Origin of the sequence: Terribacillus saccharophilus (assembly GCF_046592895.1) — a bacterium.
Classification (GTDB): Bacteria; Bacillota; Bacilli; order Bacillales; family Amphibacillaceae; genus Terribacillus; species Terribacillus saccharophilus_D.
Genome location: NZ_JAWVPU010000001.1, coordinates 1,117,372 through 1,143,620, shown reverse-complemented (window position 1 = coordinate 1,143,620; position 26,249 = coordinate 1,117,372). Strand labels below are relative to the sequence as shown.

Below are 26,249 nucleotides of genomic sequence, written 5' to 3'. Positions count from 1 at the left end.
GACTGTCACTATTTTTTCATGTGGATATCTTTCTTTTTGATATGCACCTGTGCTATTCTTATAAGTTAGTGAGTACAAAACTAATCACAGTGATATGCTGTGGATAAATAGATGAGAAAATGATAGAAAGAGGTGAAGCAGATGCAAAATGATACGATAGCGGCAATATCGACTCCTGTTGGGGAAGGGGCGATTGCGATTGTGCGCCTGAGTGGTGCGGAAGCAGTTACAATCGCAGCTAAGCTTTTTGATGGAAAGAAGCTGACGGATGTAACAAGTCACACCATCCATTATGGAAAGCTGATCGATCCTGCCACAGGTGAGGTTGCAGAGGAAGTAATGGTGTCGGTCATGAAGGCACCGAAAACTTTCACTCGTGAAGATGTAGTCGAAATCAATTGCCACGGAGGTCTTGTTTCTGTTAACCGTGTATTGGAATTGGCATTGCAGGAAGGTGCCCGTCTGGCAGAGCCCGGTGAGTTCACCAAACGTGCTTTTCTCAATGGCAGGATAGATTTGTCACAGGCAGAAGCTGTCATGGACCTTATTCGCGCAAAGACAGATCGTGCGATGAATGTTGCCCTTAAACAAATGGATGGCAGGCTGTCCCGATTGATCCAAAAACTTCGCCAGGAGTTATTGGAAACGGTCGCCCATGTTGAGGTGAATATCGATTATCCAGAGTATGATGATGTCGAAGAGATGAGCCACAACATGATGATCGAAAAAACGCAATATGTGTATGAAGAAATCGAGAAGCTGCTCGAAATGGCCAAACAAGGCAAGATACTACGGGAAGGTTTGGCTACTGCGATCATCGGCCGCCCGAATGTAGGGAAATCTTCCTTGATGAATGCACTTGTGCATGAAAATAAGGCAATTGTAACGGAGATTGCCGGTACGACACGAGATGTGATCGAAGAATACGTAAATGTACGCGGCGTACCTTTGAAGCTAGTCGATACAGCCGGAATCCGTGAAACGGAAGATATCGTGGAGCGAATCGGTGTGGAGCGTTCCCGTCAGGTTTTGAAGCAAAGTGATCTTATTTTGCTTGTGCTGAACCACGGCGAAGCATTATCCGATGAGGACCGTCAGTTATTTGAAGCTGTTGCAGGTCTCGATGTGATTGTCATCGTCAATAAAACGGATCTGCCGCAGCAGATTGATTTGGAAGAAGTCCGCAAGCTTACTGGCGATCGACCACTCATCACGACAGCGCTGATCGAGGAAAAAGGAATCGATGAATTGGAGCTTGCCATCAAGGATACCTTCTTTGCAGGGGAAATCGATGGCGGCGACTTGAGTTATATATCGAATGTACGGCATATCCAGCTTTTGAAACAGTCACTGTCATCGCTTCGGGAAGCAATGAACGGAATTGAAATGCAAATGCCGATGGATATTGTCCAAATAGACGTGACGAGAACATGGGAATTACTCGGTGAAATCATCGGGGATACCGTGCACGAAAGCTTGATTGACCAATTGTTTTCACAGTTTTGCTTAGGAAAATAAAAAAAGGAGAGAATGAACATGACGTACGATGCTGGGCATTATGATGTCATCGTCATAGGTGCAGGACATGCTGGCTGTGAAGCGGCTGTAGCGGCAGCGAAAATGGGTGCCAATACTTTGATGTTGTCCATGAACCTTGACATGACAGGTTTTATGCCATGTAATCCATCTGTCGGCGGCCCTGCAAAAGGTGTCGTTGTGCGCGAAATCGATGCACTTGGCGGCGTGATGGGAAAAGTGATTGATAAAACGTATATCCAAATGCGCATGCTGAACACAGGAAAAGGACCTGCCGTTCGCGCATTGCGAGCACAAGCGGATAAACCGCTATATATCACAGAAATGAAAAAAACATTGGAAAGCCAGGAGAACTTGACGATGCGTCAGGCAATGGTGGACCGTTTGATCATGGAAGATGGTGTCTGCAAAGGTGTCATCACCGAAACGAAAGCAGCTTATTACGCTAAAACAGTCGTCATCACGACTGGCACATTCATGCGCGGCCGCGTGATCATCGGGGATGTTTCCTATGAAAGCGGACCGAACAACCAACGTGCATCTGTCACTTTGTCAGAGCATCTTGAAGAACTTGGTTTGGAAATGGTACGGTTCAAAACCGGTACGCCACCACGTGTAAACAGCCGTTCCATCGATTATTCCAAAACAGAAATTCAGCCGGGTGACGAAGAACCGCTTGCTTTCTCTTATGAAACAACGGAATTCATCACAGATCAGATTCCTTGCTGGCTGACATATACAAATGAATTCACACACAATATCATCAATGAAAACTTAGGTTTATCTGCGATGTATTCCGGCATGATCAAAGGAACAGGTCCGCGCTACTGCCCATCCATCGAGGATAAAGTAGTCCGTTTCAACGATAAACCGCGCCACCAGATTTTCTTGGAGCCAGAAGGACGCAATACAGAGGAAGTATACGTACAAGGACTGTCCACTTCACTGCCTGAATACGTTCAAAAAGAAATGCTGCAAACCATTCCTGGTTTGGAAAAAGCTGAAATCATGCGTGCAGGCTACGCGATCGAGTACGATGCGATGGTACCGACACAGCTATGGCCGACACTGGAAACGAAAAAAATCCCTGGTCTGTATACTGCTGGTCAAATCAACGGGACATCCGGTTACGAGGAAGCATCCGGACAAGGTATCATGGCTGGTATCAATGCAGCTGCGAAAGCACTTGGAAAAGATCCAGTCATCCTTGATCGCTCACAAGCTTACATCGGCGTCATGATCGACGACTTGGTGACAAAAGGAACAAATGAGCCTTATCGTTTGCTGACTTCCCGTGCGGAATACCGTTTGCTGCTTCGTCATGATAATGCAGATATGCGTCTGACTGAAATTGGGCATCAAATCGGTATGATCAGTGATGAACGCTACGCGCGTTTCCAAGAGAAAAAACGCTTGATCGAAGAAGAACGAAAACGTCTGGAAGGAATCATCATCAAAACAGAGCCGCATGTACTGGAACTGATGGAAGAAGCAGGATCCGTCATGAAAGAAGCACAGCGCGCATCCGATTTGCTGAAACGTCCTGAAATCAAATACAGCTTGCTGGAAAAAATCGTGCCTGCTGACAAAGAGCTGCCTGCTGATGTAAAAGAACAAGTTGAAATCCAGACGAAGTACGAAGGATATATTGCAAAATCCATGCAGCAAGTGGAACGAATGAAACGCATGGAAGACAAGAAAATACCAGATATCATCGATTATGATGATGTGAGCGGTCTTGCAACCGAAGCCCGTGAAAAACTGAAAAAGGTACGTCCGCTATCTGTCGGTCAGGCATCCCGTATTTCAGGTGTGAATCCTGCCGATGTATCCATCTTGCTTGTATATATCGAACAAGGTGGACACGTGAAGGCAGCGAATCAATAATCTGTCGAAAAGAGGTACAGAATGAACCAAGCAGATTTTCTACTACAATTGGATCAGCAAGGTATCACGTTATCCGAACAGCAGCAAAAGCAGCTGGAGGACTATTTCCATCTGTTGGTGGAATGGAATGAAAAGATGAATTTGACGGCAATCACGGAAAAAGAGGAAGTGTACTTGAAGCACTTCTATGATTCGATTTCTGCTGCTTTCTTCTTTGATTTCAAAGGAGACGAAAGTATTTGTGATGTAGGGGCTGGAGCAGGGTTCCCATCCATTCCGCTCAAAATCGTATATCCTGATTTAAAGGTGACGATCGTCGACTCACTGAAAAAACGAATCACATTCCTTAATGAGCTTGCAACCAAGCTTGGCTTGTCAAATGTCGCTTTCTATCATGATCGTGCAGAGAATTTCGGGAAGAATGCCGCTTTCAGGGAGTCCTTCGATTTGGTTACGGCTAGAGCAGTGGCGCGGATGTCGGTACTGTCCGAGCTTTGCCTGCCGCTCTGCCGGACAAAAGGCCATTTCATTGCCATGAAAGGACCTAGTCTGGAAGCGGAACTGCGTGATGCGGAGCCAGCGATCGAACTGCTTGGCGGTGAATTGGTGGAGAGCTTTACATTCGATCTTCCGGAAGAAGGCGGAGAGCGCAACATTGCCATCATCGCCAAACGCCGCAAGACACCGAAGAAGTATCCTCGTAAAGCAGGGGTTCCGAACCGAGAGCCGATTGTTTGAAACAAAAGAAAATTAGTGGATGAAGTACCACACAAGCTTACCATTCTCACCCAATCTATGATAAAATAGTAGATAAGGAACTGGCTCGGCTTATGTAAGCGCAGCAGCTTCTATAGTAGAACTGCTGCGCCTTTTTATACATGTTTCACGTGAAACATTTACTATTCCTTATGTACCTGCTTAATAGATTAGGATTGTAAAAAAAGGTGGTGTCTGAGGATGTTACACCCATTCAGCCGTATTTTTGGGCTAGGTGATAAATCGGATTCAGCAGAAACGGAAAACGATGCGCATCAGGACGAAGTAGTAAACCTTCGGGTACATGATATTGTCCCGAACCAATACCAACCAAGAACTGTTTTCCAAGAAGATAAAATCAAAGAGCTGGCACAGACAATTCGCACACATGGCATCATCCAGCCAATCGTTGTCCGGAAAAATGCTGAAGGCAGCTATGAATTGATTGCAGGAGAGCGTCGCTGGCGTGCAGTCCAATCTTTGGAATGGGAAACGGTGCCTGCCATCATCCGTGAGATGTCGGATACTGAAACGGCATCTGTAGCACTAATCGAGAATTTGCAGCGGGAAGAATTGACTGTTATTGAAGAAGCGCTCGCATATGAGCGTTTATTGGAACTGCATTCTCTTACCCAGGAAGCCTTGGCGCAGCGTCTGGGCAAAAGTCAATCTACTATTGCCAATAAGATGCGACTATTGAAGCTGCCCGACCCAGTGCAGCAGGCATTATTGGAGAAGAAAATAACAGAACGTCATGCCCGTGCACTGATTGTGCTGAAAGATGAAGAAAAACAAGTGCTGATCTTGCAGGAAATCATCGATAAAGAATTGAATGTCAAAGAAACAGAGGCACGCATTGCACGTATCGTGAATGCACAGCCGAAAAAGAAGCGTCCGAAGCTAAAGGGTGTCAACAAAGATATGCGCATTGCCATGAACACGATTCGTCAATCGCTGACCATGGTTTCCGATACAGGCATCAACTTAGAAACAGAAGAAGAAGATTTGGATGATTATTATCAAATCACCATCAAAATACCAAAAAAGTCTTAAATAAAGCTTCCATAGCATCCCATCTTGTTGAAAGATGGGATTTTATATAGGAAAAGGGAGCTAACTTTTCAAAATCTTGAATTTATCCGTCGGTCTTTATGAAAAAATGATAGAATAAATGTATTGAGTTTGAGGTAGGTGACACCATGGGCAAAGTAATCGCAATCGCAAATCAAAAAGGCGGTGTTGGTAAGACAACTTCCAGCGTCAATTTGAGTGCTTGCCTGGCTTTTTTAGGAAATAAAGTGTTGCTTGTAGACATTGACCCGCAAGGAAATGCTACAAGCGGTGTTGGTGTGAACAAAGCAGATGTCGAAAATTGTGTATATAATGTCCTGGTCGAAGATATGGAAGCCGAAAAAGTCCTGGTATCAACAGCAGTTGATAATCTGGATGTGATTCCGGCTACCATTCAGCTTGCAGGAGCCGAGATCGAGCTGGTACCTACGATCTCAAGAGAAGTCCGGCTGAAAAAAGCGATTGATAGTGTGAAAGACAATTACGATTACGTCATAATCGATTGTCCGCCTTCCTTAGGGCTATTGACACTGAATTCGCTGACAGCTGCAGATACTGTCCTCATCCCAGTGCAATGTGAGTATTATGCATTGGAAGGGTTGAGCCAGCTATTGAATACCATCCGCCTGGTCCAGAAGCATTTGAATAAGCATCTGATGATTGAAGGTGTCTTACTGACGATGCTGGATGCCCGTACCAATTTAGGCATTCAGGTGATAGAAGAAGTAAAGAAATATTTCCAGGATAAAGTATATCAGTCTATCATTCCAAGAAATGTCCGACTGGGAGAAGCACCGAGTTATGGTCAGCCGATCATTATTTACGATCCGAAGTCACGTGGTGCAGAAGTTTATTTAGACTTAGCAAAGGAAGTGATGGCGCATGGCCAAAGGGTTGGGGAAAGGTCTTAATGCTTTCTTTCCAGAGTTGGAAATGAAGGAAGAAGATCAGGTTCAGGAAATTGCGATCAAAGAATGCCGCGCAAATCCATATCAACCGCGAAAAGTCTTTTCTGCTGATGCCATTGAAGAATTGAAGCAATCCATTCAAGAATATGGTATATTGCAGCCACTCATTGTCCGAAAAAGTATCAAAGGTTACGAAATAGTAGCAGGTGAGAGAAGGTTCCGTGCAGCAAAAGCAGCCGGTATGGATAAAGTGCCTGTCATCGTGAAGTCATTGAATGATGAGAAGATGATGGAACTTGCTTTGTTGGAAAACCTGCAAAGGGAAGATCTAACACCAATTGAGGAAGCCCAAGCATATTCCAATTTAATGAAGGAATTGGACATCACCCAGGAGATTTTAGCAAGACGTTTAGGCAAGAGCCGGTCTCATATAGCGAATCTCATTCGTTTGCTGACACTGCCCCCTGAAATAAGCGACTTGATAAATCACGGCGAACTTTCAATGGGGCATGGAAGAGCTTTGTTAGGATTAAAGGATAAGAAGAAATTACAACCGCTGGTTGAAAAAATACGCAATGAATCATTGAATGTCCGGCAGGTGGAACAGCTTATCACCCAGCTGAATAAAAATCTGTCAGAACCAGAGAAGAAAAAGCCTGTTAAGGATATCTTTCTTGTTCAGACGGAATCGCAGCTGCGAAATCAATTCGGAACGGATGTTACCATTCATCGCGGTAAACGAAAAGGTAAGATTGAAATCCAATTCTTCTCTGATGAAGATTTGGAAAGAATCTTAAATGTGTTGAACAAGTAAAAGCCAAAAGAAGCACACGCTTCTTTTGGCTTTTTTTGTTTGTTTCACGTGAAACGTATCAGTTTTCGGCAGCAGTCGTGTCGGGTGATAGTATAGGTACTTGTTTACGATCGACTGCAAACAGGAGACCGCTGATTTTGTATGCAAGCTGCATAACAAGATGCAGGCGTGTGTTTTGTAATACAAAGTACTCCATATCTCCGCTGGCATTCACAATCCCGGTGATCTGGGCATCTCCAACGGCTGGCAGATTCTTTTTCAGAGCAGCACCCGGGCGCAAAGGTGTAGGAGAAACAATCACTGATCCTATGGACGTGGTCCGGCCGAGACATGCATCGATGGCAATGATATAAGCATCCGGATGTTTTTCCGTTATCATTTCCAAACGTTCAACCAAATTGACAGCATGAACAGGCGATTCCAGCGTTCCATAAACACGAAGCCTATTCAAAGGCTTATCAGTCAAAAATGACCCAATGATCGGCCCCAACGCATCACCAGTCGATCGATCGGTACCGATGCATAAAACAACGATTTCCCGGTCATCAGGAATCCATGAGTTGATTGTTTCATAGGCTTTACTCATAAGAAGAGGATCTTGGTAGTCGCAGCGGAACTCCTTTTTTTTTGTGAATATTCTCTTCAGACTCATAGCTTTTCCTCCATACACATATTGGTAATAGTATATAGCTTTTCTACTTTTTCTATACGTGTTCATATGAAATTGGAGGGACTGAAATGTGGGCTGCTGGATTGAAATGGATGTTTTTGATATTGGCGACATTGATAGGAGCTGGATATGCTTCAGGAAGGGAAATCTGGCAATTTTTCGGCTTTGAAAGCGGACTGGCTATCCTTATTTTCACGATTCTGTTTTCGTTATGCAGCTATGTGATTCTGTACATAAGTTATACCGAAAAAAGTGTACATTACTTTCCCATTCTGGAGAAGCTAGTTGGCAAAAGGCTGGCAGCTGTCTACGATGTGATGATTGTTTTTTATTTGTTTACAGTGACAGTCGTCATGATTGCAGCTGGAGGAGCCACAGGCACGATGTATCAAATACCGAATTGGCTCGGAATTCTTTTCATAGCGCTTATGGTTGTCTTGATCTTCATCACGAATGTAGAAGGCGTCGTATCCATGAATAGCTATATTCTGCCGGTTCTAGTCGGTGGGTTGGTAATTGTACTCGTTAGCTATACCCAGCATGAACATATCAATTTGTTTCAGGACTGGCGCCAACAGGCGAACTGGCAGGCTGCTTTTCCATTCACAGCATTGAATATCCTTCCTGTCGTTGCCGTCATAGGCGCAGTCGGCAAACAAATGAAAGGAAAAGGCGAGCTTTGGATAGCAAGTATCGGCAGCGGTCTAATCATTGGCGCACTCACGTATCTGTATAATCACGACCTTATGCACATCAGTCACGCAATTCCTGATTATGATATCCCACTTTTCTATATTCTGAAGAATTATCCCTCACTTGTATTGATTGCGATCAGTATCGTACTATGGCTTGCTATCTATACATCGGCTGTTTCCGGAATACTGGGCATCGTCTCAAGGTTCCAAAAAAAATGGAGAGGACCGCTTTGGCTGCAAGCAGCTGTGCTTGTTTTATTGATGCTGCCGCTTACACAGCTGGGCTTTACAGACTTGATAGCTTTCATGTACCCGATTTTTGGATTTGCTAATCTCTACATTCTTTCCGCCATACTCGTATATCCAATAGTAAAACGTTACAAAATGAAATAGAATTTTGATACTATATAAAGAAACAGATGGACGAGGAGATATGCTAACCATGAATGTAGGAGATCAGTGGACGAATATTTACGACTACTTGACGAGTGCAGAGCTTTGGACCACGATTGGCTTGGCCATATTGAAAATCGTCATGATCATCATATTATCCATGGTGGTCGTGCGCGTAGCCAACAATATCGTGGAAAGAACTTTTCATAATTCTTTTAGGGAAAAGGCAAAACTGAAGGCTCCGATTGTATCGGAACGTCGTGAGAATACATTGAAAAAGCTGATCCAGAATGTCATTACTTATGTTGTTTATTTCACAGCCGTAGTGATGGTTTTATCACAGCTTGGACTTAATATCGGAGCATTGATAGCCAGTGCAGGGGTTGCGGGTCTAGCGATCGGTTTCGGTGCCCAGAACTTAGTGAAGGATGTTATCAGCGGTTTCTTCATCATTTTTGAGAATCAATTTTCTGTAGGTGATAACGTACAGACAGCCGGCGTTAGGGGAGATGTAGAAGAGATTGGTTTGCGGACTTGTAAGATTCGCAACTGGACGGGCGAATTGCACATCATCCCAAACGGCAATATTACACAAGTGACCAATTTCTCGGTTAATAACAGCTTAGGGGTTTTGGATATAAACGTTCCTTATGAAGCTGATCTGCAATTGGCAGAAGAAGTCATCATGCAAGTATTATTAGAGCTGCCGGCGGATTATCCGGAGATACAAGCAACTCCTCAACTATTAGGGGTTGAGACATTATCGACTTCCCATATTGTTTTGCGTGCTGTCATCGAAACGCTGCCGATGGAACATTTTGGGGTGGCGCGGGAAGCAAGGAACCGCATCAAAACAAAATTATTGGAGCGCAATATCAGTATTCCGGCACCAAGGCTGGTCATGTATAATAAACAGGAAGCAGAAGAGCTCATGCAGGAAAGTGTCGTAAGGGGGAGTGCTCGTGAGTGACAAAGTCTATCAGCTCAATGATGTAGTGCAAATGAAAAAAGCTCATCCATGTGGTGAAAATCGTTGGAAAATCATCCGGTTGGGAATGGATATCCGGGTAAAATGTGAAGGCTGTGGTCATAGCGTACTCATTCCTCGGAAGAAATTCGAGACGAAAATGAAAAAAGTGTTAGAACATGCCGAAGAACCGACAAATTGAATCGACCTGTTCCACGTGAAACAAAGAAGCCTGTCCGATGGTGTCATCGGACAGGCTTCTATATTGTTCGGGAATTTGTATTTTTAGAATACAAGCACCTTTGAAAACGTCAAAATCCTCACATATTTTTGCTGTTTTATACAGAATAGTGTACTCTAGAATTACGTATGTTTACTTGGACAAAGGAAGGGCAAACTGGCATGCTTAGCGTAAGTCAGTTACCGGTGCTGCCCCATCTTCCCTGCCTCTTGGCAGAGTGTTCAGTAAGCAGATCTATATTGGCCCGCTGTTCGATGAAAGCGGCCAGGACACTTAAGGAGTGGAAGATTACAATGGCTTTAACAGCAGGTATTGTCGGATTGCCGAACGTCGGTAAATCCACATTGTTCAATGCAATCACACAGGCGGGGGCGGAATCCGCCAACTATCCGTTCTGTACGATCGATCCAAATGTCGGCATAGTAGAAGTTCCGGATTCACGTTTAAATAAATTGACTGAACTGGTCAAACCAAAGAAAACCATCCCAACTGCATTCGAATTCACCGATATCGCTGGTATCGTGAAAGGTGCAAGTAAAGGGGAAGGACTTGGAAACCAGTTCTTATCACACATCCGTCAAGTGGATGCAATCGTTCATGTTGTGCGCTGTTTTGATGACGAAAATATCACGCATGTTTCCGGTAAAGTCGATTCAATCGATGATATCGAAACCATCAATCTTGAATTGATTTTCGCAGATCTTGATAGTGTGAACAAACGTTTGCAGCGTGTGGAGAAACTTGCACGTCAAAAAGACAAAGAAGCTGTAGCAGAACAAGAAGTGCTATCCAAAATCAAGGATGCTTTGGAAAATGAAACACCTGCACGTGCGCTTGAATTCTCGGATGAGCAGCAGAAAATTGTCAAAGGTCTGCATCTTCTGACTAGCAAACCAGTATTGTATGCTGCCAACGTGAGTGAAGAGGAAGTCGCGGATCCATCCGCTAATGAGAACTTGGCAAAAGTGCGTGAGTTCGCAGCTAACGAAGGTTCCCAGGTAATCGTTGTCTGTGCAAAGATCGAATCTGAAATTGCTGAGCTTGAAGGAGAGGAGAAAGAGATGTTCCTCGAAGAGCTTGGTATTCCAGAGTCCGGGTTGGATCAATTGATCAAGGCATCTTACAGCTTACTTGGCTTGGCAACATACTTCACAGCCGGAGAGCAGGAAGTCCGTGCATGGACCTTTAAAAAAGGTATCAAAGCACCTCAGGCGGCTGGTATCATCCACACTGACTTTGAAAAAGGATTCATCCGGGCTGAAACGGTTTCTTATGAAGACCTGGTTGATGCAGGTTCGATGGGTGTTGCGAAGGAACGCGGGAAGGTTCGTTTGGAAGGTAAAGAATATTTGGTGCAAGACGGAGATGTCATGCATTTCCGTTTCAACGTGTAAGGTCGGATCCTCATCTTGCAAATATGTGGAAACAACTTGCTTAACGGCAGATTATTTGCTATAATTCATCATTGTGAGTAATTAAGATTACTCCTTGCTCTTATGAAAGATAAGAGCCGTTAAGTCCAAAAGGAGGTGCATACGGATGAGAGAATACGAAATCATGTACATCGTCCGCCCAGATATCGAGGAAGAAGCTAAAACTGCTCTAGTTGAGCGTTTCAACGGAATCCTAACTGATAACGGTGCGGAAATCGTGAAAGTTGACGAGAAAGGCAAGAAACGTCTTGCTTACGAAATCAACGACTACCGTGATGGCTACTACTACGTCATTAATCTAAACGGCGAAGAAGCCGCTATTAATGAATTCGACCGTCAAGCGAAGTTCTCTGATGACATTATTCGTCAGATGGCTATTCGTCTAGACGAGAAATAAGGAGGGGTTCTGATGTTAAATCGTGTCGTACTTGTCGGCAGATTAACCAAGGATCCGGACCTGCGTTACACACCAAATGGAGTGGCAGTTGCCAACTTTACCTTAGCAGTAAACCGTCCTTTCTCTAATCAGTCAGGCGAACGTGAGGCAGATTTCATCAACTGTGTTGTATGGAGACGTCCAGCTGAAAATCTGGCGAACTTCATGAGCAAAGGAAGTCTGGTTGGCGTCGATGGCCGTGTCCAAACGAGAAGCTTCGATAATCAAGAGGGTAATCGTGTATATGTAACAGAAATTGTTGCTGATAGCGTGCAATTCCTCGAGACCAAAGGTGGCTCTCAAGGAGGCGGACAAGGTTCTTCTGGATACCAAAATCAGAACTCGAACTTCAACAACAATAATAATAACTTCAATAGCAATAACAATAATAGCAACAACTACAATCGAAATAATGATCAAGATCCTTTCCGTGATAAAGGTGAACCGATCGATATTTCCGATGATGATCTACCATTCTAATATAAGGGAGGCAAACTGATATGGCAGCACGTCGTGGTCGCGCTAAGCGCAGAAAAGTATGTTATTTCACAGCAAATGGCATCACTTACATCGATTACAAAGACGTTGATTTGCTAAGACGCTTCATCTCCGAGCGTGGAAAAATTCTTCCTCGCCGTGTGACTGGAACTTCTGCAAAATACCAACGTAAATTGACTATTGCTATCAAACGTTCTCGTCAAATGGCTCTTTTGCCATACGTGAGCGAGTAATGCGAGAAAAGCATCATCCATCTGGATGGTGCTTTTTTTATATATTTTAATACTGTTGTAATATGCTCAAGTCCTTAGAGATAAGGGCTTTTTTCATTGATTAATTTTCAGAATTTAATTAATTTGGCATATTGGCTGGATTATGAACAAGATGCTTGAATCTCATAATAAAACTTCTATAATGGAAAACATTGATTCTTAATCTAACAGAAGGAAGGGAGCATCTATATGGCTGCTGCAACACAAACAATTGATAAACATGTGCAAGTGGAAAACCGAATTCCGTTGATTATCGTTCTGATGGTGGGGAACTTCATTGCGCTGATAAATGAAACTGTTATGAATGTCGCTTTGCCGAATATAGAAGAGACCTTGGGAATCCAAACGACAACTGCGCATTGGCTTTCCACAGGGTATATGCTGACAATCGGTATTCTCATCCCGATCAGTGCCTATTTGATGCAGCGTTTCACGACGAGACAGCTGCTACTTACAGCACTATCTTTTTTCTTCATCGGAACATTGATTGCCGGTATTGCTCCTAACTTTGCTGTACTACTGATAGGTCGTGTAATTCAAGCTTCTGGTTCAGGGATCATCATCCCGCTCGTGACAACAGTGATCATCACAATCACGCCGCTGGCTAAACGCGGGTCGATGCTTGGGTTGCTGATGGTGGTCATCTTGTTCGCACCAGCAATTGGTCCTGTGTTTTCCGGTTTGGTAGTGGAACAGGCATCTTGGCGGTATATCTTTATCAGTGTGCTGCCATTGACGCTTGCATTGCTCGGTTTCGCTGCCTACTTTGTCCGTAATGTACTCGAGACGAAGCGCACGAAGATTGATATTCTGTCTGTCGTCTTGGCGGTGATCGGCTTTGGATCCATCGTGATCGGATTCAGCAGTGCCGGAGCGGAAGGCTGGACTAGTCCGCTTGTACTTGGAGCGCTCGTGATTGGGTTGGCTGCGATTTCTTACTTTGCTTATCGCCAATTCAATTTAAAGACACCGATGCTTGATTTGCGTCCGTATAAAAATAAAAACTTCCTGATGGCGATCCTGGTAACGATCACGGTCATGATGTGTTTCTTTGCTGCCATGATCCTTCTGCCTGTATTCATGCAGGATGCCTTGGGGATCAGTGCATTGGATGCCGGTATTGCCCTATTCCCTGGTGGAATCATGATCGCAGTGATGGCTTTGCTTACAGGCCGTCTATCTGACCGATTCGGACCTAAGCCCTTTGCCATTACCGGAACGATTCTCCTGGTGGCGATGATCGGATTGCTGACGACGCTCTCAACAGATACGAGCATGCTGCAGGTAACGTTGCTGTATGTTGGCTTTACTTTTGCTATTGGTTTGATTTTGACACCGATGACGACATTGGGTCTCAATCAGCTGACAGAAGAACTTTATTCCCATGGCAGTGCTTCCCTGAATGCCTTCAACCAAATCTCAGGAGCGATTGGTCCTGCATTGTTCATCACACTTATGAGCAGTGGCAGCCAGACAGTCGCTTCCCAGAGTGCGAGTCAGGCGATGACAGCTGGTGTGCAGTTTGCTTTCACTATCGCAGGTGCGTTTGCGATAGCAGCGGTCGTATTCGTCCTGCTCATCAAACAGTCCAAGCCTGTCCACCATTATCAATACGAATGAAAAATAGCGAGTTCCCGCATAGGGAGCTCGCTATTTTTTCAGCTGCTGTACGATCTTTGACAGATCATCATGAATGACGACTTGAAACAGCTCGTCCATCACTGTTGGTTCCCAGTTGATCAAAATGGATGGCTTACCGAGGGAATGGGCGTATTCGGGCAGTATATTGAAAGGGCTGACAAGCAGGGAAGTGCCTAAGACAAGTACCAGGTCGCTTTGCTGTATGACCTGTTCTGCTCTGTCATGCTCCGTGATGGGATCACCAAACAAAACAACATCTGGCTTGAGTACATGCTCGCAACTGTCACATACAGGCGTTTCCGATTGCAACAAGTAAGGCAAATCGAAGGACTTGCCGCAGTTTGGGCAGGATGCACTATTCAAGGTACCATGGTATTCGATGACATGATCATTGCCGGCAAGGGTATGAAGTCCATCGACATTTTGTGTGATGACGACTACTTCTTTCCCGCTGTTTTCAAGCTCCTTGAGATAGCGATGTACATGGTTCGGACCATAATCTTTCAGTAACTTTACGCGAAAGATGGCTTTGTACTTTTGCCAAAAATCCACAGGGTCAGTATGGAAATAATGATTGGATATATAATATTCGCGGGTCTCGTCAGCAGTCCAAAGACCAGTTGTGGAACGGAAATCGGGGATACCGCTGGCGGTGGAAACGCCCGCTCCTGTCAGGACCGCTATCGAGGAAGCTTCTGCTATCATCTTTGCTGCTGATTCCAATTGCATCTTAATCCCTCCAGAAAATTTCTATTTTGTTCAGTATAGCAAAAAAGGCTGAAATATGCGGATTACAGCAAAATCCGAACAATCACATTTGCTTAAATTATTAGAAAACGTATTGACAATAATTTTGTGTCTGCTATGATAAATAAAAAATTGAACCAAAACAAAACTATGTTGATGAAGATCATACCTTTGTTCGGGATTATCCAAGAGAGCTAGTGGCCGGTGCGAACTAGCATAATCCCCCAAAGGGCAGCACTTCTGAATAGGCAGGCTGAAAGTAGTAGGCTTGTCCGGCATATGCCCGTTATGCATAGCTTCAATGAAGGCTGTCGTGTGCAAACAGACAGCGAAAAAGGGTGGCACCGCGTGAGTAGATCCAAGCTTTTCGCCCCTTACTTAACAGGTAAGGGAGCGGAAGGCTTTTCTTATGGGCTCTTTTACCTGTGAAGATATCTGACAATCCAAGGAGGAAAAGAAATTATGTTACCAGATCAACTTTTACTGCGAATTCCAGGACCATCACCAATTCCGCCAAGTGTACAGCGTGCCATGAGCCAGCAGATGATCGGCCATCGCGGAGCGGAGACAACAGCTTTGCTGCAGCGCATCAAGCCGAAATTGAAGCCTGTATTCGGAACAGAACAAGATGTACTGTTAGTGACTGGCAGCGGGACTGCCGGACTGGAAGCAGCTGTAGCCAATACATCCAAGCCGAATGATGAAGTGCTTGTCGTCGTTGTAGGAGCTTTTGGTGATCGATTCGTCAAGATAGCACAGGCTTATCAGCTCGGAGTCCACCGCTTGGACGTCACCTGGGGTGAGGCAGCAAATCCGGAAGATATCAGAGCATACTTGAAGGAACATCCGGAAATAAGCTCAGTCTTTGTCACATATTGTGAAACATCGACAGGCGTGCTGAACCCAATCAAAGAGATTGCAGAAGCTGTCCGGGAAGTGTCAGAGGCATTGGTCATCGTGGACGGCGTATCCTGTGTTGCAGGAGTGGAAACAAAGTTCGATGAATGGGGCATCGATATCTTGGTGACAGGCACGCAGAAAGCATTCATGCTTCCCGGCGGCATGTTCTTCGCAGTGGTAAGTGACCGGGCTTGGAAGGTAATCGAGTCTAATCCGCAGCCGCGCTTTTATCTTGATCTGACGAAATATCGGGATGGCTTGGAAAAAGACAGTACACCGTTCACTCCGGCATTATCCATCCTTTTCGGGTTGGAGCAAGTGCTGGCATTGCTTGAGGAGGAAGGATTGGAGAAGGTATATGCGCGTCACCGTTTGATGCGTGACATGACAAGAGCTGCTTTCCGTGCGCTTGATATACCATTGCTTGTGGAAGATGAGCATGCTTCCCCGACAGTGACGGCGATCAAACCGGCAGACTTCGATGCCGAGCAGCTGCGCAAGCAAGTGAAACAGGACTTTAACTTGGCATTTGCAGGCGGACAGCAGCATATGAAGGGCGAAATTTTCCGAATCGGTCATATGGGCTATTGTTCTCCGGCAGATATGCTGCAAGTGATCGGTGCAGTGGAAATCGGTTTGATGAAGATCGGCAAAAAAATAACACTGGGTGCAGGAACGGCAGCCGCACAGCAAATCTACTTGGAACAAGGAGCGAATTGAAATGACTTACCACGTACTTATCAGTGATCCATTAAGTGAAGAAGGCATGGCACCACTGACACAGGCAGATGACTTTGCAGTAACAGTGGACACAGGCCTGACTGAAGCGGAACTCATTGGAAAAATCGATAAATTTCACGCGCTGCTTGTTCGCAGTCAGACAACTGTCACGCGTGCAATCATGGAGGCAGCACCAAACCTCAAAGTGATAGGGCGTGCAGGGGTCGGTGTGGACAATATCGACCTGGAAGCAGCGACAGAGCTTGGTATCGTCGTCGTCAATGCTCCGGATGGCAACACAAACTCCGCAGCTGAGCATACGGTGGCGATGATGATGTCGCTTGCACGTAACATTCCGCAAGCGTTCCTTGCACTGAAAGAAGAGCGCTGGGAGCGCAAGCAGCATATCGGCGTGGAATTGAAAGGCAAGACACTTGGAATCGTCGGCATGGGCCGTATCGGTGCGGAAGTAGCTTACCGGGCGAAGGGCCAGCGCATGGATGTCATCGCTTATGATCCATTCCTGACGAAGGATCGTGCAGAAAAAATGGGAATTGGTTATGGCACATTGGAAGAAGTGTTTGCAGCAAGTGATTTCCTGACGGTTCACACACCTTTGCTGAAAGAAACAAAGCATATGATTTCCACAGAAGCATTTGCACAGATGAAGGACGGCGTCCAGATCATGAACTGTGCCCGTGGCGGAATCATCGATGAAGATGCTCTGTATGAAGCGATTGTCAGCGGCAAAGTTGCAGGAGCGGCATTGGATGTATTCGAAGAAGAGCCAGCGGTGCATCATAAGCTGCTTGAACTGCCGCAAGTGATTGCCACACCGCATTTAGGAGCAAGTACAGTGGAGGCGCAGGAAAACGTTGCAATCGATGTAAGCAAAGATGTGATGCAGATCCTTCGCGGCGGTCAGGCCATCCATCCTGTCAACTTCTCCTCCATTTCACCAGAAGTGATGCGAAAGATACAGCCGTACTTTGATCTTGCCGAAAAACTCGGAGCATTCCTGGCGCGGACAATGCCAGATGCGATCGAGGAAGTGACAGTCTATTATGCTGGAAACCTAGCAGATCAAGAAGTGGCGCCATTGACTCGGAACACGATTAAAGGCTTGCTGCAGCGTTACTTGGGAAATGTCAATGATGTCAATGCCGTGCATCTTGCTAAAAAGCGAGGTATCACCATCAATGAGCAGAAAACGTCTACTACTCGAGGCTTTACGAGTTTGGTGACAGTAGAAGCAAAATCAGCGACAGTGACACATCAAGTAGCAGGAACGCTTGTTAATGGACTAGGTGCCCGTATCGTAAAAGTGGATGATTATTATGTCGATGTGACACCTGCCGGCCATATGCTTCTTGTACGGCATAAAGACCAGCCAGGAGCAATCGGCCGAGTTGGTACGTTGCTTGCAAAATATGCTGTGAATATCGCTACGATGCAAGTAGGACGTTCGAATGAGGGCGGCGACGCAATCATGATGCTCACTGTCGATAAAGAGCCACAGACAGAAGAAGTGGAAGGCTTGAAACAGCTGGATGACATTTTTGATGTAACAGCCATCACGATATAAAAAGAAGCGAGCAGACAGAATCTGCTCGCTTTTTAACGCTGTTTTGCTTTCAAAATATAAAATAACGGAAGACCGATGACAGCCAATCCGATGGAGAGAAGGCAGCTCAGGAAGTCTGTGAACAATGTACTGATCAAGACAAACAAAGAGCCGGCAATCGCTGCAATCGGGATGAATGGATAAAGCGGTACGCTATAAGCGCGCTCTTTTCCTTTATTTCGTTTTCTTAGGATGAAAACAGCAAAAAAGGCGAGAACATAGAAAATGTAAATCGTGAAAATGCTGATTTCAGACAGCTTATCAGGATTGCTGACAAGCATGTAGATGACAGAGAGTACAAGCTGCATGATGACTGCGACCCAAGGTGTGTGCAAGCTTGGATGCACCTTTTTCAGCAGGTTAGAGAATGGCAGCTGACCGCGTTCAGCCATTGCGAATGGAATACGCGGGAAAGTCAGGATCTTACCATTAAGGCAGCCGAAAATACTGACGATGATACCCAAGCTGACAATGATCTCACCAGCATCACCTAGTACAAGCTTAGCAGCCGTGCTGGCTGCATTCGTGTTCAGGCTGACGATTTCTGCTGCAGGCAGGATATAAAGCATGGCAGCGTTAATGAACAGATAACAAGCTGTGACGATTAAAATACCGCCGATCATTGCTCTTGGCAACGTTTTTTCCGGGTTTTTCATTTCGCCGCCCATGGAAGCAAGCATGATCCAGCCATCATAAGCAAACAATGTAGCCAAAACGGCAGCACCGAAGTTAATATCGGAAATGGCTTCCGGGACGGCACTGAAAAAATCTGCATCGCCTTTCCAAAAACCGAAGACAACGATAAGCAGGATCGGAAGCAGCTTGCCGATCGTTGTGATAAGCTGCACGGCACCGCCTAGCTTGGTGCCTAATATATTGATGATACAAAGGAATAAGACACTTAGGATACCAACGGCAACGGTCCATTTCGTACTCCAGCCGAATAAATTCACCATGAGCGTTCCGAAATAAAGACCAAGAGCTGCGATGATGGCAGGTCCATAAAGAATTGTTTGTACCCAGCCGCAAAGGAATCCCCACAGCTCTCCGTACGTTTCTTCCAAATAAGCGTACAAACCGCCAGTTTTCGGAATCTGGACACCTACTTCTGCAATGGTGAGTCCGCCAGCCAGTGTGAGCAGTCCTCCAATCAGCCAAGCAAGCATGGCAATTTCAGAGCTGCCAGCATGACTCAATACAGGTCCTGGCTTCATAAAGACCCCAGAGCCGATGATGGTTCCTACCACAATGGATAAACCTAGAAATAGTCCGATTTCCTTCTTTAATGCTGTGTTCTCTGGTTGATTCATGATGTCACTCCTTCTCTGACGCAGCATACTGCATTCCTTTAGTGTGGTGATGAATATATGTAGTCCATTATAGGAAATGTGCCTCCAAATAGAAACTAGAAAAAGTATTCTGACTTGTAAGGGTTTTATCATAAAAGAAAGGAGCTTGCAGCAAATCTGCAGCTCCTTTGGGTAGTGTCTCCGTTTGAAGGGTAATCATACCAATTTTCAGCCCAGCGGCATTGATTTGCGCTGACGTTTTTCGAATGTCTGGATTTCCGTATAGCCGACACGCTTGGCAAGCTCGATAGCCTGATCATAGGCATAACCGACGTGCTTCGGTGCATGCGCGTCAGAGTTGATTACGATGCCGACACCTGCATCAAAACATTTTTGCAGCAAAACGGGATCCGGGTACATTTCCCCGACAGGTTTACGCAAACCAGCCGTGCTGATTTCGATACACGTATCATTTTCTGCAAGTGCTTGTACAACCCGGTCATATTCTGCTTCGATGAAGGCTTGATCATCTGGCTTATAGCCGAAGATCTTGATCAAATCAATATGACCGACGAAACTGAACAGCTTGGATTGTGCAAGTGTGATGATTTGATCATAATAATCGCGATACACTTGTTTCAAGTCGCGTTTTTCATACTCTTCCTTATAGATATCAAGGTCGATGCCCCATTCCCGGATCCAATGCACCGAGCCGATGACATAATCGAAAGGGTGCTGATCCAGGAATTCAGCCATTTCGGCTTCTTTTCCAGGTGTATAGTCCATCTCGATTCCCATCTTGACTGGGAGGTTTGCTTGCTTCAGTTCTTCAAAGAAAGCAAGATAATCCTGAAAGTCCAAGGTCCGGCGATTCTCGACCCATGGATTCGTCAGGATTTTATTCGTTTCCTGGAAAAAGTAAGCATGCTCCGATATGCCGAATTCTGCAATCCCTTTCTCTTTCGCCGCTTGTAAATATTCGCGGATATATTCCAAAGTGAATGAACCTGTTTCTGCCATATGTACGTGATAATCTGTCAACAAAACGTCCCACTCCCATCCATTGAGTTAAAAATAGTTTGACATATCCTGCCGCGTGTTCCAAGAAAAAAATGATTTCAGGCTATGCGGCAGTGTCGAGGACATCCGTGGACAAAACAAAAAAGCCCTGCCTGTTTTCAGGAAGAGCTTCCGGGAAGATGGAATTAGAAGATGGAGTGCAAGTAACCGCCGATACTGCTTATCAATAAAGTTGCTGCAAGGATGGCATTGAAATGACTATTTTTCATGATGTTCCTTTCCTTTCTGTAGGTTGAATTGTAAATTTATTTACCCGATTCCAATAATTTATAACCTGTTCTGATCTTGGTTTCATCATAGCATGCGAAAATATTGTACTTCTTCTGGTTTCGGTAGAAAAAATGTGGAAAAAGTGTGGAAAGGAAAAATCGGCTGCATGCTTTTCGCGATGCAGCCGATTTTGAGGTTCGTCTCATCAGTGACTAATGAGGTGTAAGTTATGTAGTGCCAACCCGTTGTAAGGTTGTCTAACCATTATATAAGCTCGTTTCAGAAAAATAAACAGGTAAATTAAGATATTCACAAATCATGCAGCTTACGGTACTGTGATCACGGCGAAACATTTGTTTGAATACTAGCTTTCGGGTATAATCGTAAGGTAACACTTTTCGGTTGAATGGCTTATTTTATGTCTTCTTCCTTTACAAACGAACTAAAAGCACAGCCTACGTAGCTGTGCTTTTTCTACAATTGCAAGATTACATATTCAAATGGGGTGTCACGATTCATGAATAATACTCGAAAACTGACGGAAGGAGCTATGCTCGGAGGGATATTCATCGTCCTGCTGCTGGCAGCGATATTTATTCCATTGATCAATTTGCCAGCTTTGCTTGTGATGCCGGTGCCGATCATCCTCTATTGGATCCGTCATGATTTCAAGTCCGGGATTTATTTTTCCGTCATCATCCTGCTGTTGTCCTTCATCGGGACATTGGCCGGTTTCTTAATGACACTATCAGTCATCATAGGAGCAGCTGCAACTGGTTATACCCTGCATCACAAGCAATCGACATATGAAGCCTTATTAAAAGGGGCGGCAGGCTATGCGATCGGTTTTGTGCTATTCATGGCAGGCACACAACTTGTTTCGGGGCTGAACATGATCGAGGAGATCCAGAATAGCTATCAAGCTACGCTTCAATCGGTTCAGACCGATTTCAATAAAGTCGGGGTGTCTGTAACGGATGCGCAATTGGATCAGATCAATGCTATGTTCGACTATATCATGGTGCTGATTCCGACAATGATTGCAGTTGGATCGCTGCTTTTTGCTTTTGTCTCTCAATGGCTGGCGCAGAAGGTTCATAATCGTCAGAGTAAGGAAAGAATCCTCTATCCGCCGTTTCGCCGGTTCAATCTGCCGGTGGTCGTCCTGTTCATCTACTTTATCGGTTCCTTTGCCCGCTGGATTGATATGGATCCAAATGGCTGGCTTTATCCGATCGTCACCAATGTCACCGAGTTAGCTGGTATCCTGCTTGTACTGCAAGGATTTTCATTCTATTTCTATTTTGCCTACCACAAGAATCTGCCAAAAGTACTGCCGATCATTGCGGTCGTGATCTCCATCCTTTTTGGAACGATCCTGCTGTATCTGGTGCGTATTTTGGGTATAATTGATATAGGATTCAGGCTGCGTGAACGGATGGGCAGCAAGAAGTAGCATGGTCGCGGAATTTAGGTTTAGGAGCTGACATATATGCCAGAGAAATTTAAAAAACCAGCATTGAGTAAGCATTTGATCGTGACATATGTACTTGCTGTCATCCTGCTTATTTGTGTGTGGTTTTATGAATGGAAGCTAGGGCTGCCGCTGACGGTGCTCCTGGGGCTGTCCTTCTTCTATAGTGTACTGACGGAACAGCGGATGCAGGACCAGACGGAAGAGTACATTTCCACCATGTCCCACCGCGTGAAGAAGGTCGGCGAGGAAGCACTTTTGGAGATGCCGATCGGCATCGTCCTGTATAGCGAGAACTACCAAGTTGAGTGGACGACGCCTTATATGAATAGATTTGCTGAAGATACATTGGTAGGTGTCTCGCTGGATGAACTGTCCAATGCACTCATACCAGCAATCAAGGATGAGAAGAATGAAGTTTGGATCACTCTTGAAGACTATGATTTTCTGACAGTGATCAAAAAAGAAGAGCGGCTTCTTTATTTATTCGACCGGACGAAGCAGCTCGAAATCCAGAATCTATATAATGAAGAGCAAACAGTCCTTGCAATCATTTTCCTTGATAACTATGAAGAAATGACGCAGAATCTGGATGATACAGCAAAAAGTCAGATCAACTCCAGGGTGACGGCACAGTTGAATGAATGGTCGCGCCAGAAAGGTCTGTACCTGAAGCGGACATCGCAGGAGAGATTTCTTGCAGTGCTCAACCAGCGTATCTTAAAGGATCTGGAACGGGCAAAATTCGAGATTCTCGATGAGATCCGCGGATTGATCACGGATCAGAATATACCGATCACACTCAGCATCGGAGTCGGTTCCGGTGGTCAGACATTACCGGAACTCGGTGAACTTGCACAATCAAGTCTCGATCTTGCCCTTGGACGCGGCGGTGACCAGGTTGCCATCAAGGGTGAAGGCGGGAAGGTGCGGTTCTACGGCGGAAAGACAAATCCTATGGAGAAACGCACCAGGGTTCGGGCGCGTGTCATTTCCCACGCACTGAAGGAATTGGTCAAGCAAAGTGAGCAAGTGCTGATCATGGGCCATAAAGCACCCGATATGGATTCAATCGGGGCTGCTATCGGTATTTTGAAAATAGCGGAGGCGAATGATATCGTCGGGCATATCGTACTGGACAAGCAGGATATCCATATTGGTGTATCCAAGCTGATGACGGCGATTCAGGCAGATGAGGAGCTTTGGGATCAATTCATCAGTCCGGAAGAAGCGCTTGATCGGGTGACGAAGAATACGCTTGTTGTCGTTGTCGATACACATAAGCCGATGCTTGTGACAGATGATAGATTGCTGAGTAAGACCGAGCATGTCGTTGTCATCGATCATCATCGCCGGGCCGAGGAATTCATCGAGAAACCGACGCTAGTCTACATGGAGCCGTACGCTTCTTCGACAGCAGAGCTTGTGACCGAGCTGCTGGATTATCAGCCTAAAAAACTACGATTATCCACTTTGGAAGCTAGTGCATTGCTGGCAGGGATCATCGTCGATACGAAAAGCTTCACGCTTCGCACTGGTTCCCGTACCTTCGATGCTGCATCGAATTTACGGTCCAAGGGAGCGGATACCGTGCTTGTGCAGCGATTCATGAAGGAAGATCTGGACACTTATGTGAAGCGTGCGCACTTGATTGAGCACACTGATATTTACTCAGAAGGCATCGCGATTTCCGCTGCAGAAGAAGGACAAGTATTCGGACCGGTCGTCATTGCCCAGGCCGCGGATACCTTGCTGACGATGGATGGAGTCAGTGCAAGTTTCGTCATTTCCGAACGGGAAGACGGGCGTGTCGGGATCAGTGCCAGGTCACTCGGACAAGTAAATGTCCAGGTGATCATGGAGCGGATGAATGGCGGTGGTCATTTGACCAACGCCGCCACCCAGATTGCCGATACGACCGTACAGGCAGCCAAGTTGGAGCTGCAGCGGATCATCGATGATTATGTTGAAGGGAGAAATGAAGAATGAAAGTGATTTTTACAGAAGACGTAAAAGGCAAAGGGAAAAAAGGACAAGTAAAAGACGTGCCGGATGGCTATGCACGGAACTACTTGCTTAAAAATAATTTGGCTGTACCTGCTACTGCGGGCAACGTGAAAGTACAGGAAGCAAAAGATAATAAGCAGCATCAGCTTGAACTTCAGGAAGTGGAAGATGCAAAGAAACTTGCAAAAACACTTGCTGACTTAACAGTCGAAGTGAAAGCGAAATCTGGTGAAGGCGGCCGTTTATTCGGTTCCATCACAAGCAAGCAGATTGCCGATGAGCTGAAGAAAACACATAAAATCAAGATCGACAAACGGAAAATCGAACTGAGCGAACCGATTCGCGCACTTGGCTACCGTGATCTTGAAGTGAAGCTGCACCCGGAAGTGACCGGTAAAGTGAAAGTGCATATCAGCGAGCAATAATACATTTTCCAGTAAAATACCAGCATTTTTCTATCCCCCTTTTTACACAAAAGGGGGATATTTCGGTACAATGATAGCAGTATGCCAGAAATGGGGGAATCATGATGGAAGAAGTCTGGAATGATCGGACCCCTCCACATAATATAGAAGCAGAGCAAGCAGTGATCGGTGCCATTTTCCTGGAACCTGAAGCGTTATCGAGAGCGATGGAGCAAGTTGTAGCTGACGATTTCTACCGTGCAAGCCACCAGCGGATCTTTGATGCGATGGTGCGCTTATCCGATAGAGGGGAGCCAGTGGACCTTGTCACTGTCACAACCGCACTTGCCAATGCAAAACTGTTGGAGGAGGTAGGTGGGGTTTCGTATTTAAGCGACCTTGCCAATGCCGTCCCGACAGCAGCAAATATAGACTACTATAGCAAAATCGTAGCCGAAAAAGCGCTTTTGCGCAGGCTGATACGATCTGCTACGGATATTGTCACCTCAAGCTTCGCTAAAGAAGATGCTGTCGAGGATGTGCTGAACGAAGCTGAAAAATCGATCATGGAAGTTTCCGGACGAAAGAATTCCGGAGCTTTTCAAAACATCAAGGATGTTTTGATCGAAGTTTACGATAATATTGAACAATTGCATCATCAAAATGCCAGCGTTACAGGCATTCCGACTGGATATCGGGATTTGGATAAGATGACATCCGGATTCCAGCGGAACGACTTGATCATCATTGCGGCTCGTCCTTCCGTAGGTAAGACGGCTTTTGCCTTGAATATCGCCCAAAACGTATCGATTCATGCAGGGGAGAACGTAGCCATCTTCAGTTTGGAGATGGGTGCGGCTCAGCTTGTCTCGCGTATGCTTTGTGCCGAAGGGAATATCGATGCACAACGTCTGCGGACAGGAAGCCTCCAAGCAGAAGACTGGGCGAAGCTTACGATGGCGATGGGCAGTCTGTCCAATGCAGGAGTGTATATCGATGACACACCAGGTATCCGTGTCAGTGATATCCGCTCCAAGTGCCGCCGCTTGAAGCAAGAAGGCGGCTTGGGTATGATCTTGATCGATTATCTGCAGCTCATCATGGGTTCAAGCTCCGGAAAGGGAGAAAACCGTCAGCAGGAAGTATCGGAAATCTCTCGTTCCCTGAAAGCACTTGCCCGTGAGCTTGAAGTGCCGGTCATCGCATTATCACAGCTTTCCCGTGGAGTGGAGCAGCGACAAGATAAACGTCCGATGATGTCCGATTTGCGTGAGTCGGGAAGCATCGAGCAGGATGCCGATATCGTCGGCTTCCTGTACCGTGATGATTATTATGATAAAGAGTCGGAAAAACAGAATATCATCGAAATCATCCTGGCCAAGCAGCGTAATGGTCCGGTTGGGACAGTCGAGCTCGCTTTCGTGAAAGAGTATAATAAATTCGTAGATTTGGATCATAGATATTCGGAAAGTGATGTTCCACCAGCATGATAAAAGCACCCTATCAATTGATAGGGTGTTTTTTAACGAACAAATATAAGACTTCTTACTTAAATGTTCGGTTGTATCATTGACAT

24 protein-coding genes and 1 other annotated feature are annotated in these 26,249 nt (G+C 45.5%); of the genes, 20 read left to right on the top strand and 4 right to left on the bottom strand.

The genetic code is table 11. The features are described 5' to 3' along the window. The first annotated feature begins 141 nt into the window (after window positions 1–141). The 6 genes from mnmE to SFC66_RS05455 all read left to right on the top strand — a co-directional run bounded on the left by mnmE (window position 142) and on the right by SFC66_RS05455 (window position 6,972). Window positions 142–1,518, top strand: coding sequence for a tRNA uridine-5-carboxymethylaminomethyl(34) synthesis GTPase MnmE (gene mnmE, locus SFC66_RS05480; protein WP_411217678.1), 1,377 nt, complete (start codon window positions 142–144; stop codon window positions 1,516–1,518). 18 nt (window positions 1,519–1,536) lie between these two features. Next, the gene (mnmG, locus tag SFC66_RS05475) at window positions 1,537–3,423 is read left to right on the top strand and encodes a tRNA uridine-5-carboxymethylaminomethyl(34) synthesis enzyme MnmG (protein WP_411217677.1); all 1,887 of its coding nucleotides are present in this window, start codon (window positions 1,537–1,539) and stop codon (window positions 3,421–3,423) included. A 21-nt stretch (window positions 3,424–3,444) separates the two neighbouring features. Then, window positions 3,445–4,161, top strand: coding sequence for a 16S rRNA (guanine(527)-N(7))-methyltransferase RsmG (gene rsmG, locus SFC66_RS05470; RefSeq protein ID WP_411217676.1), 717 nt, complete (start codon window positions 3,445–3,447; stop codon window positions 4,159–4,161). A 219-nt stretch (window positions 4,162–4,380) separates the two neighbouring features. Continuing rightward, window positions 4,381–5,232 (top strand): nucleoid occlusion protein, encoded by an 852-nt coding sequence (gene noc, locus SFC66_RS05465; protein WP_411217675.1) that lies wholly within the window; start codon window positions 4,381–4,383, stop codon window positions 5,230–5,232. A 146-nt stretch (window positions 5,233–5,378) separates the two neighbouring features. Continuing rightward, complete coding sequence (locus SFC66_RS05460) at window positions 5,379–6,161, top strand: ParA family protein (RefSeq protein WP_038562607.1); 783 nt, start codon at window positions 5,379–5,381, stop codon at window positions 6,159–6,161. Beyond that, window positions 6,133–6,972, top strand: coding sequence for a ParB/RepB/Spo0J family partition protein (locus SFC66_RS05455; protein WP_411217674.1), 840 nt, complete (start codon window positions 6,133–6,135; stop codon window positions 6,970–6,972). The genes SFC66_RS05460 and SFC66_RS05455 overlap by 29 nt, the downstream gene beginning before the upstream one ends. Window positions 6,973–7,030: 58 nt before the next feature. Here SFC66_RS05455 and yyaC read toward each other — a convergent pair whose 3' ends face one another. Further along, window positions 7,031–7,624 carry a spore protease YyaC gene (gene yyaC, locus SFC66_RS05450; RefSeq protein ID WP_411217673.1) on the bottom strand — a complete coding sequence of 198 codons (594 nt, stop codon included), beginning with the start codon at window positions 7,622–7,624 and terminating at the stop codon, window positions 7,031–7,033. An 86-nt stretch (window positions 7,625–7,710) separates the two neighbouring features. Between yyaC and SFC66_RS05445 the strand changes: the two genes are divergently transcribed. The 8 genes from SFC66_RS05445 to SFC66_RS05410 all read left to right on the top strand — a co-directional run bounded on the left by SFC66_RS05445 (window position 7,711) and on the right by SFC66_RS05410 (window position 14,197). Next, the gene (locus SFC66_RS05445; RefSeq protein ID WP_411217672.1) at window positions 7,711–8,730 is read left to right on the top strand and encodes a YkvI family membrane protein; all 1,020 of its coding nucleotides are present in this window, start codon (window positions 7,711–7,713) and stop codon (window positions 8,728–8,730) included. 49 nt (window positions 8,731–8,779) lie between these two features. Further along, window positions 8,780–9,700: a mechanosensitive ion channel family protein gene (locus SFC66_RS05440; protein WP_411217671.1), complete on the top strand. Its 921-nt coding sequence runs from the start codon at window positions 8,780–8,782 to the stop codon at window positions 9,698–9,700. After that, window positions 9,693–9,899: a DUF951 domain-containing protein gene (locus SFC66_RS05435; protein ID WP_411217670.1), complete on the top strand. Its 207-nt coding sequence runs from the start codon at window positions 9,693–9,695 to the stop codon at window positions 9,897–9,899. Before SFC66_RS05440 ends, SFC66_RS05435 begins: the two co-directional genes overlap by 8 nt. 332 nt (window positions 9,900–10,231) lie before the next feature. Then, window positions 10,232–11,332 (top strand): redox-regulated ATPase YchF, encoded by a 1,101-nt coding sequence (gene ychF, locus SFC66_RS05430; protein WP_411217669.1) that lies wholly within the window; start codon window positions 10,232–10,234, stop codon window positions 11,330–11,332. 145 nt (window positions 11,333–11,477) lie between these two features. Then, entirely contained in the window at window positions 11,478–11,768 is a 291-nt protein-coding gene (gene rpsF, locus SFC66_RS05425; protein WP_366248355.1) for a 30S ribosomal protein S6, read from the top strand. Between the two features lie 12 nt (window positions 11,769–11,780). Further along, a complete protein-coding gene (gene ssb / locus SFC66_RS05420) occupies window positions 11,781–12,287 on the top strand; it encodes a single-stranded DNA-binding protein (protein ID WP_411217668.1) in 507 nt (168 codons plus the stop codon). Between the two features lie 20 nt (window positions 12,288–12,307). Beyond that, window positions 12,308–12,538: a 30S ribosomal protein S18 gene (rpsR, locus tag SFC66_RS05415; protein ID WP_038562624.1), complete on the top strand. Its 231-nt coding sequence runs from the start codon at window positions 12,308–12,310 to the stop codon at window positions 12,536–12,538. Between the two features lie 228 nt (window positions 12,539–12,766). Further along, a complete protein-coding gene (locus tag SFC66_RS05410) occupies window positions 12,767–14,197 on the top strand; it encodes an MDR family MFS transporter (RefSeq protein WP_411217667.1) in 1,431 nt (476 codons plus the stop codon). 30 nt (window positions 14,198–14,227) lie between these two features. Here SFC66_RS05410 and SFC66_RS05405 read toward each other — a convergent pair whose 3' ends face one another. Next, on the bottom strand, window positions 14,228–14,947 hold the full coding sequence (locus SFC66_RS05405) for an NAD-dependent protein deacylase (RefSeq protein WP_411217666.1): 720 nt from the start codon (window positions 14,945–14,947) through the stop codon (window positions 14,228–14,230). Window positions 14,948–15,109: 162 nt separating this feature from the next. After that, window positions 15,110–15,343, top strand: a binding site (T-box leader). Window positions 15,344–15,427: 84 nt separating this feature from the next. On the opposite strand from SFC66_RS05405, the gene SFC66_RS05400 reads away from it, so the two are divergent. Then, window positions 15,428–16,585, top strand: coding sequence for a pyridoxal-phosphate-dependent aminotransferase family protein (locus SFC66_RS05400; protein WP_411217665.1), 1,158 nt, complete (start codon window positions 15,428–15,430; stop codon window positions 16,583–16,585). Between the two features lies 1 nt (window position 16,586). Beyond that, the gene (gene serA / locus SFC66_RS05395) at window positions 16,587–18,170 is read left to right on the top strand and encodes a phosphoglycerate dehydrogenase (protein ID WP_411217664.1); all 1,584 of its coding nucleotides are present in this window, start codon (window positions 16,587–16,589) and stop codon (window positions 18,168–18,170) included. A 32-nt stretch (window positions 18,171–18,202) separates the two neighbouring features. Here the strand turns inward: serA and SFC66_RS05390 are convergent, their stop codons facing one another. After that, window positions 18,203–19,519, bottom strand: coding sequence for an APC family permease (locus SFC66_RS05390; RefSeq protein WP_411217663.1), 1,317 nt, complete (start codon window positions 19,517–19,519; stop codon window positions 18,203–18,205). A gap of 207 nt (window positions 19,520–19,726) precedes the next feature. Further along, on the bottom strand, window positions 19,727–20,542 hold the full coding sequence (locus SFC66_RS05385; RefSeq protein WP_411217662.1) for a histidinol-phosphatase: 816 nt from the start codon (window positions 20,540–20,542) through the stop codon (window positions 19,727–19,729). A gap of 763 nt (window positions 20,543–21,305) precedes the next feature. Between SFC66_RS05385 and SFC66_RS05380 the strand changes: the two genes are divergently transcribed. From SFC66_RS05380 to dnaB, 4 genes are all read left to right on the top strand, one after another. Beyond that, on the top strand, window positions 21,306–22,244 hold the full coding sequence (locus SFC66_RS05380; protein ID WP_411217661.1) for a YybS family protein: 939 nt from the start codon (window positions 21,306–21,308) through the stop codon (window positions 22,242–22,244). Between the two features lie 36 nt (window positions 22,245–22,280). After that, window positions 22,281–24,251: a DHH family phosphoesterase gene (locus tag SFC66_RS05375; protein ID WP_411217660.1), complete on the top strand. Its 1,971-nt coding sequence runs from the start codon at window positions 22,281–22,283 to the stop codon at window positions 24,249–24,251. Next, window positions 24,248–24,694, top strand: a complete 447-nt coding sequence (rplI, locus tag SFC66_RS05370) for a 50S ribosomal protein L9 (RefSeq protein ID WP_411217659.1) — start codon at window positions 24,248–24,250, stop codon at window positions 24,692–24,694. The genes SFC66_RS05375 and rplI overlap by 4 nt, the downstream gene beginning before the upstream one ends. Window positions 24,695–24,798: 104 nt before the next feature. After that, entirely contained in the window at window positions 24,799–26,163 is a 1,365-nt protein-coding gene (dnaB, locus tag SFC66_RS05365) for a replicative DNA helicase (protein WP_411217763.1), read from the top strand. Window positions 26,164–26,249 lie beyond the last annotated feature (86 nt).

Coding starts and splice junctions, on each gene's coding strand:
- mnmE (WP_411217678.1), top strand. CDS start 142: ATGCAAAATGATACGATAGCGGCAATATCGACTCCTGTTGGGGAAGGG.
- mnmG (WP_411217677.1), top strand. CDS start 1,537: ATGACGTACGATGCTGGGCATTATGATGTCATCGTCATAGGTGCAGGA.
- rsmG (WP_411217676.1), top strand. CDS start 3,445: ATGAACCAAGCAGATTTTCTACTACAATTGGATCAGCAAGGTATCACG.
- noc (WP_411217675.1), top strand. CDS start 4,381: ATGTTACACCCATTCAGCCGTATTTTTGGGCTAGGTGATAAATCGGAT.
- SFC66_RS05460 (WP_038562607.1), top strand. CDS start 5,379: ATGGGCAAAGTAATCGCAATCGCAAATCAAAAAGGCGGTGTTGGTAAG.
- SFC66_RS05455 (WP_411217674.1), top strand. CDS start 6,133: ATGGCCAAAGGGTTGGGGAAAGGTCTTAATGCTTTCTTTCCAGAGTTG.
- yyaC (WP_411217673.1), bottom strand. CDS start 7,624: ATGAGTCTGAAGAGAATATTCACAAAAAAAAAGGAGTTCCGCTGCGAC.
- SFC66_RS05445 (WP_411217672.1), top strand. CDS start 7,711: ATGTGGGCTGCTGGATTGAAATGGATGTTTTTGATATTGGCGACATTG.
- SFC66_RS05440 (WP_411217671.1), top strand. CDS start 8,780: ATGAATGTAGGAGATCAGTGGACGAATATTTACGACTACTTGACGAGT.
- ychF (WP_411217669.1), top strand. CDS start 10,232: ATGGCTTTAACAGCAGGTATTGTCGGATTGCCGAACGTCGGTAAATCC.
- rpsF (WP_366248355.1), top strand. CDS start 11,478: ATGAGAGAATACGAAATCATGTACATCGTCCGCCCAGATATCGAGGAA.
- ssb (WP_411217668.1), top strand. CDS start 11,781: ATGTTAAATCGTGTCGTACTTGTCGGCAGATTAACCAAGGATCCGGAC.
- rpsR (WP_038562624.1), top strand. CDS start 12,308: ATGGCAGCACGTCGTGGTCGCGCTAAGCGCAGAAAAGTATGTTATTTC.
- SFC66_RS05410 (WP_411217667.1), top strand. CDS start 12,767: ATGGCTGCTGCAACACAAACAATTGATAAACATGTGCAAGTGGAAAAC.
- SFC66_RS05405 (WP_411217666.1), bottom strand. CDS start 14,947: ATGCAATTGGAATCAGCAGCAAAGATGATAGCAGAAGCTTCCTCGATA.
- SFC66_RS05400 (WP_411217665.1), top strand. CDS start 15,428: ATGTTACCAGATCAACTTTTACTGCGAATTCCAGGACCATCACCAATT.
- serA (WP_411217664.1), top strand. CDS start 16,587: ATGACTTACCACGTACTTATCAGTGATCCATTAAGTGAAGAAGGCATG.
- SFC66_RS05390 (WP_411217663.1), bottom strand. CDS start 19,519: ATGAATCAACCAGAGAACACAGCATTAAAGAAGGAAATCGGACTATTT.
- SFC66_RS05380 (WP_411217661.1), top strand. CDS start 21,306: ATGAATAATACTCGAAAACTGACGGAAGGAGCTATGCTCGGAGGGATA.
- SFC66_RS05375 (WP_411217660.1), top strand. CDS start 22,281: ATGCCAGAGAAATTTAAAAAACCAGCATTGAGTAAGCATTTGATCGTG.
- rplI (WP_411217659.1), top strand. CDS start 24,248: ATGAAAGTGATTTTTACAGAAGACGTAAAAGGCAAAGGGAAAAAAGGA.
- dnaB (WP_411217763.1), top strand. CDS start 24,799: ATGGAAGAAGTCTGGAATGATCGGACCCCTCCACATAATATAGAAGCA.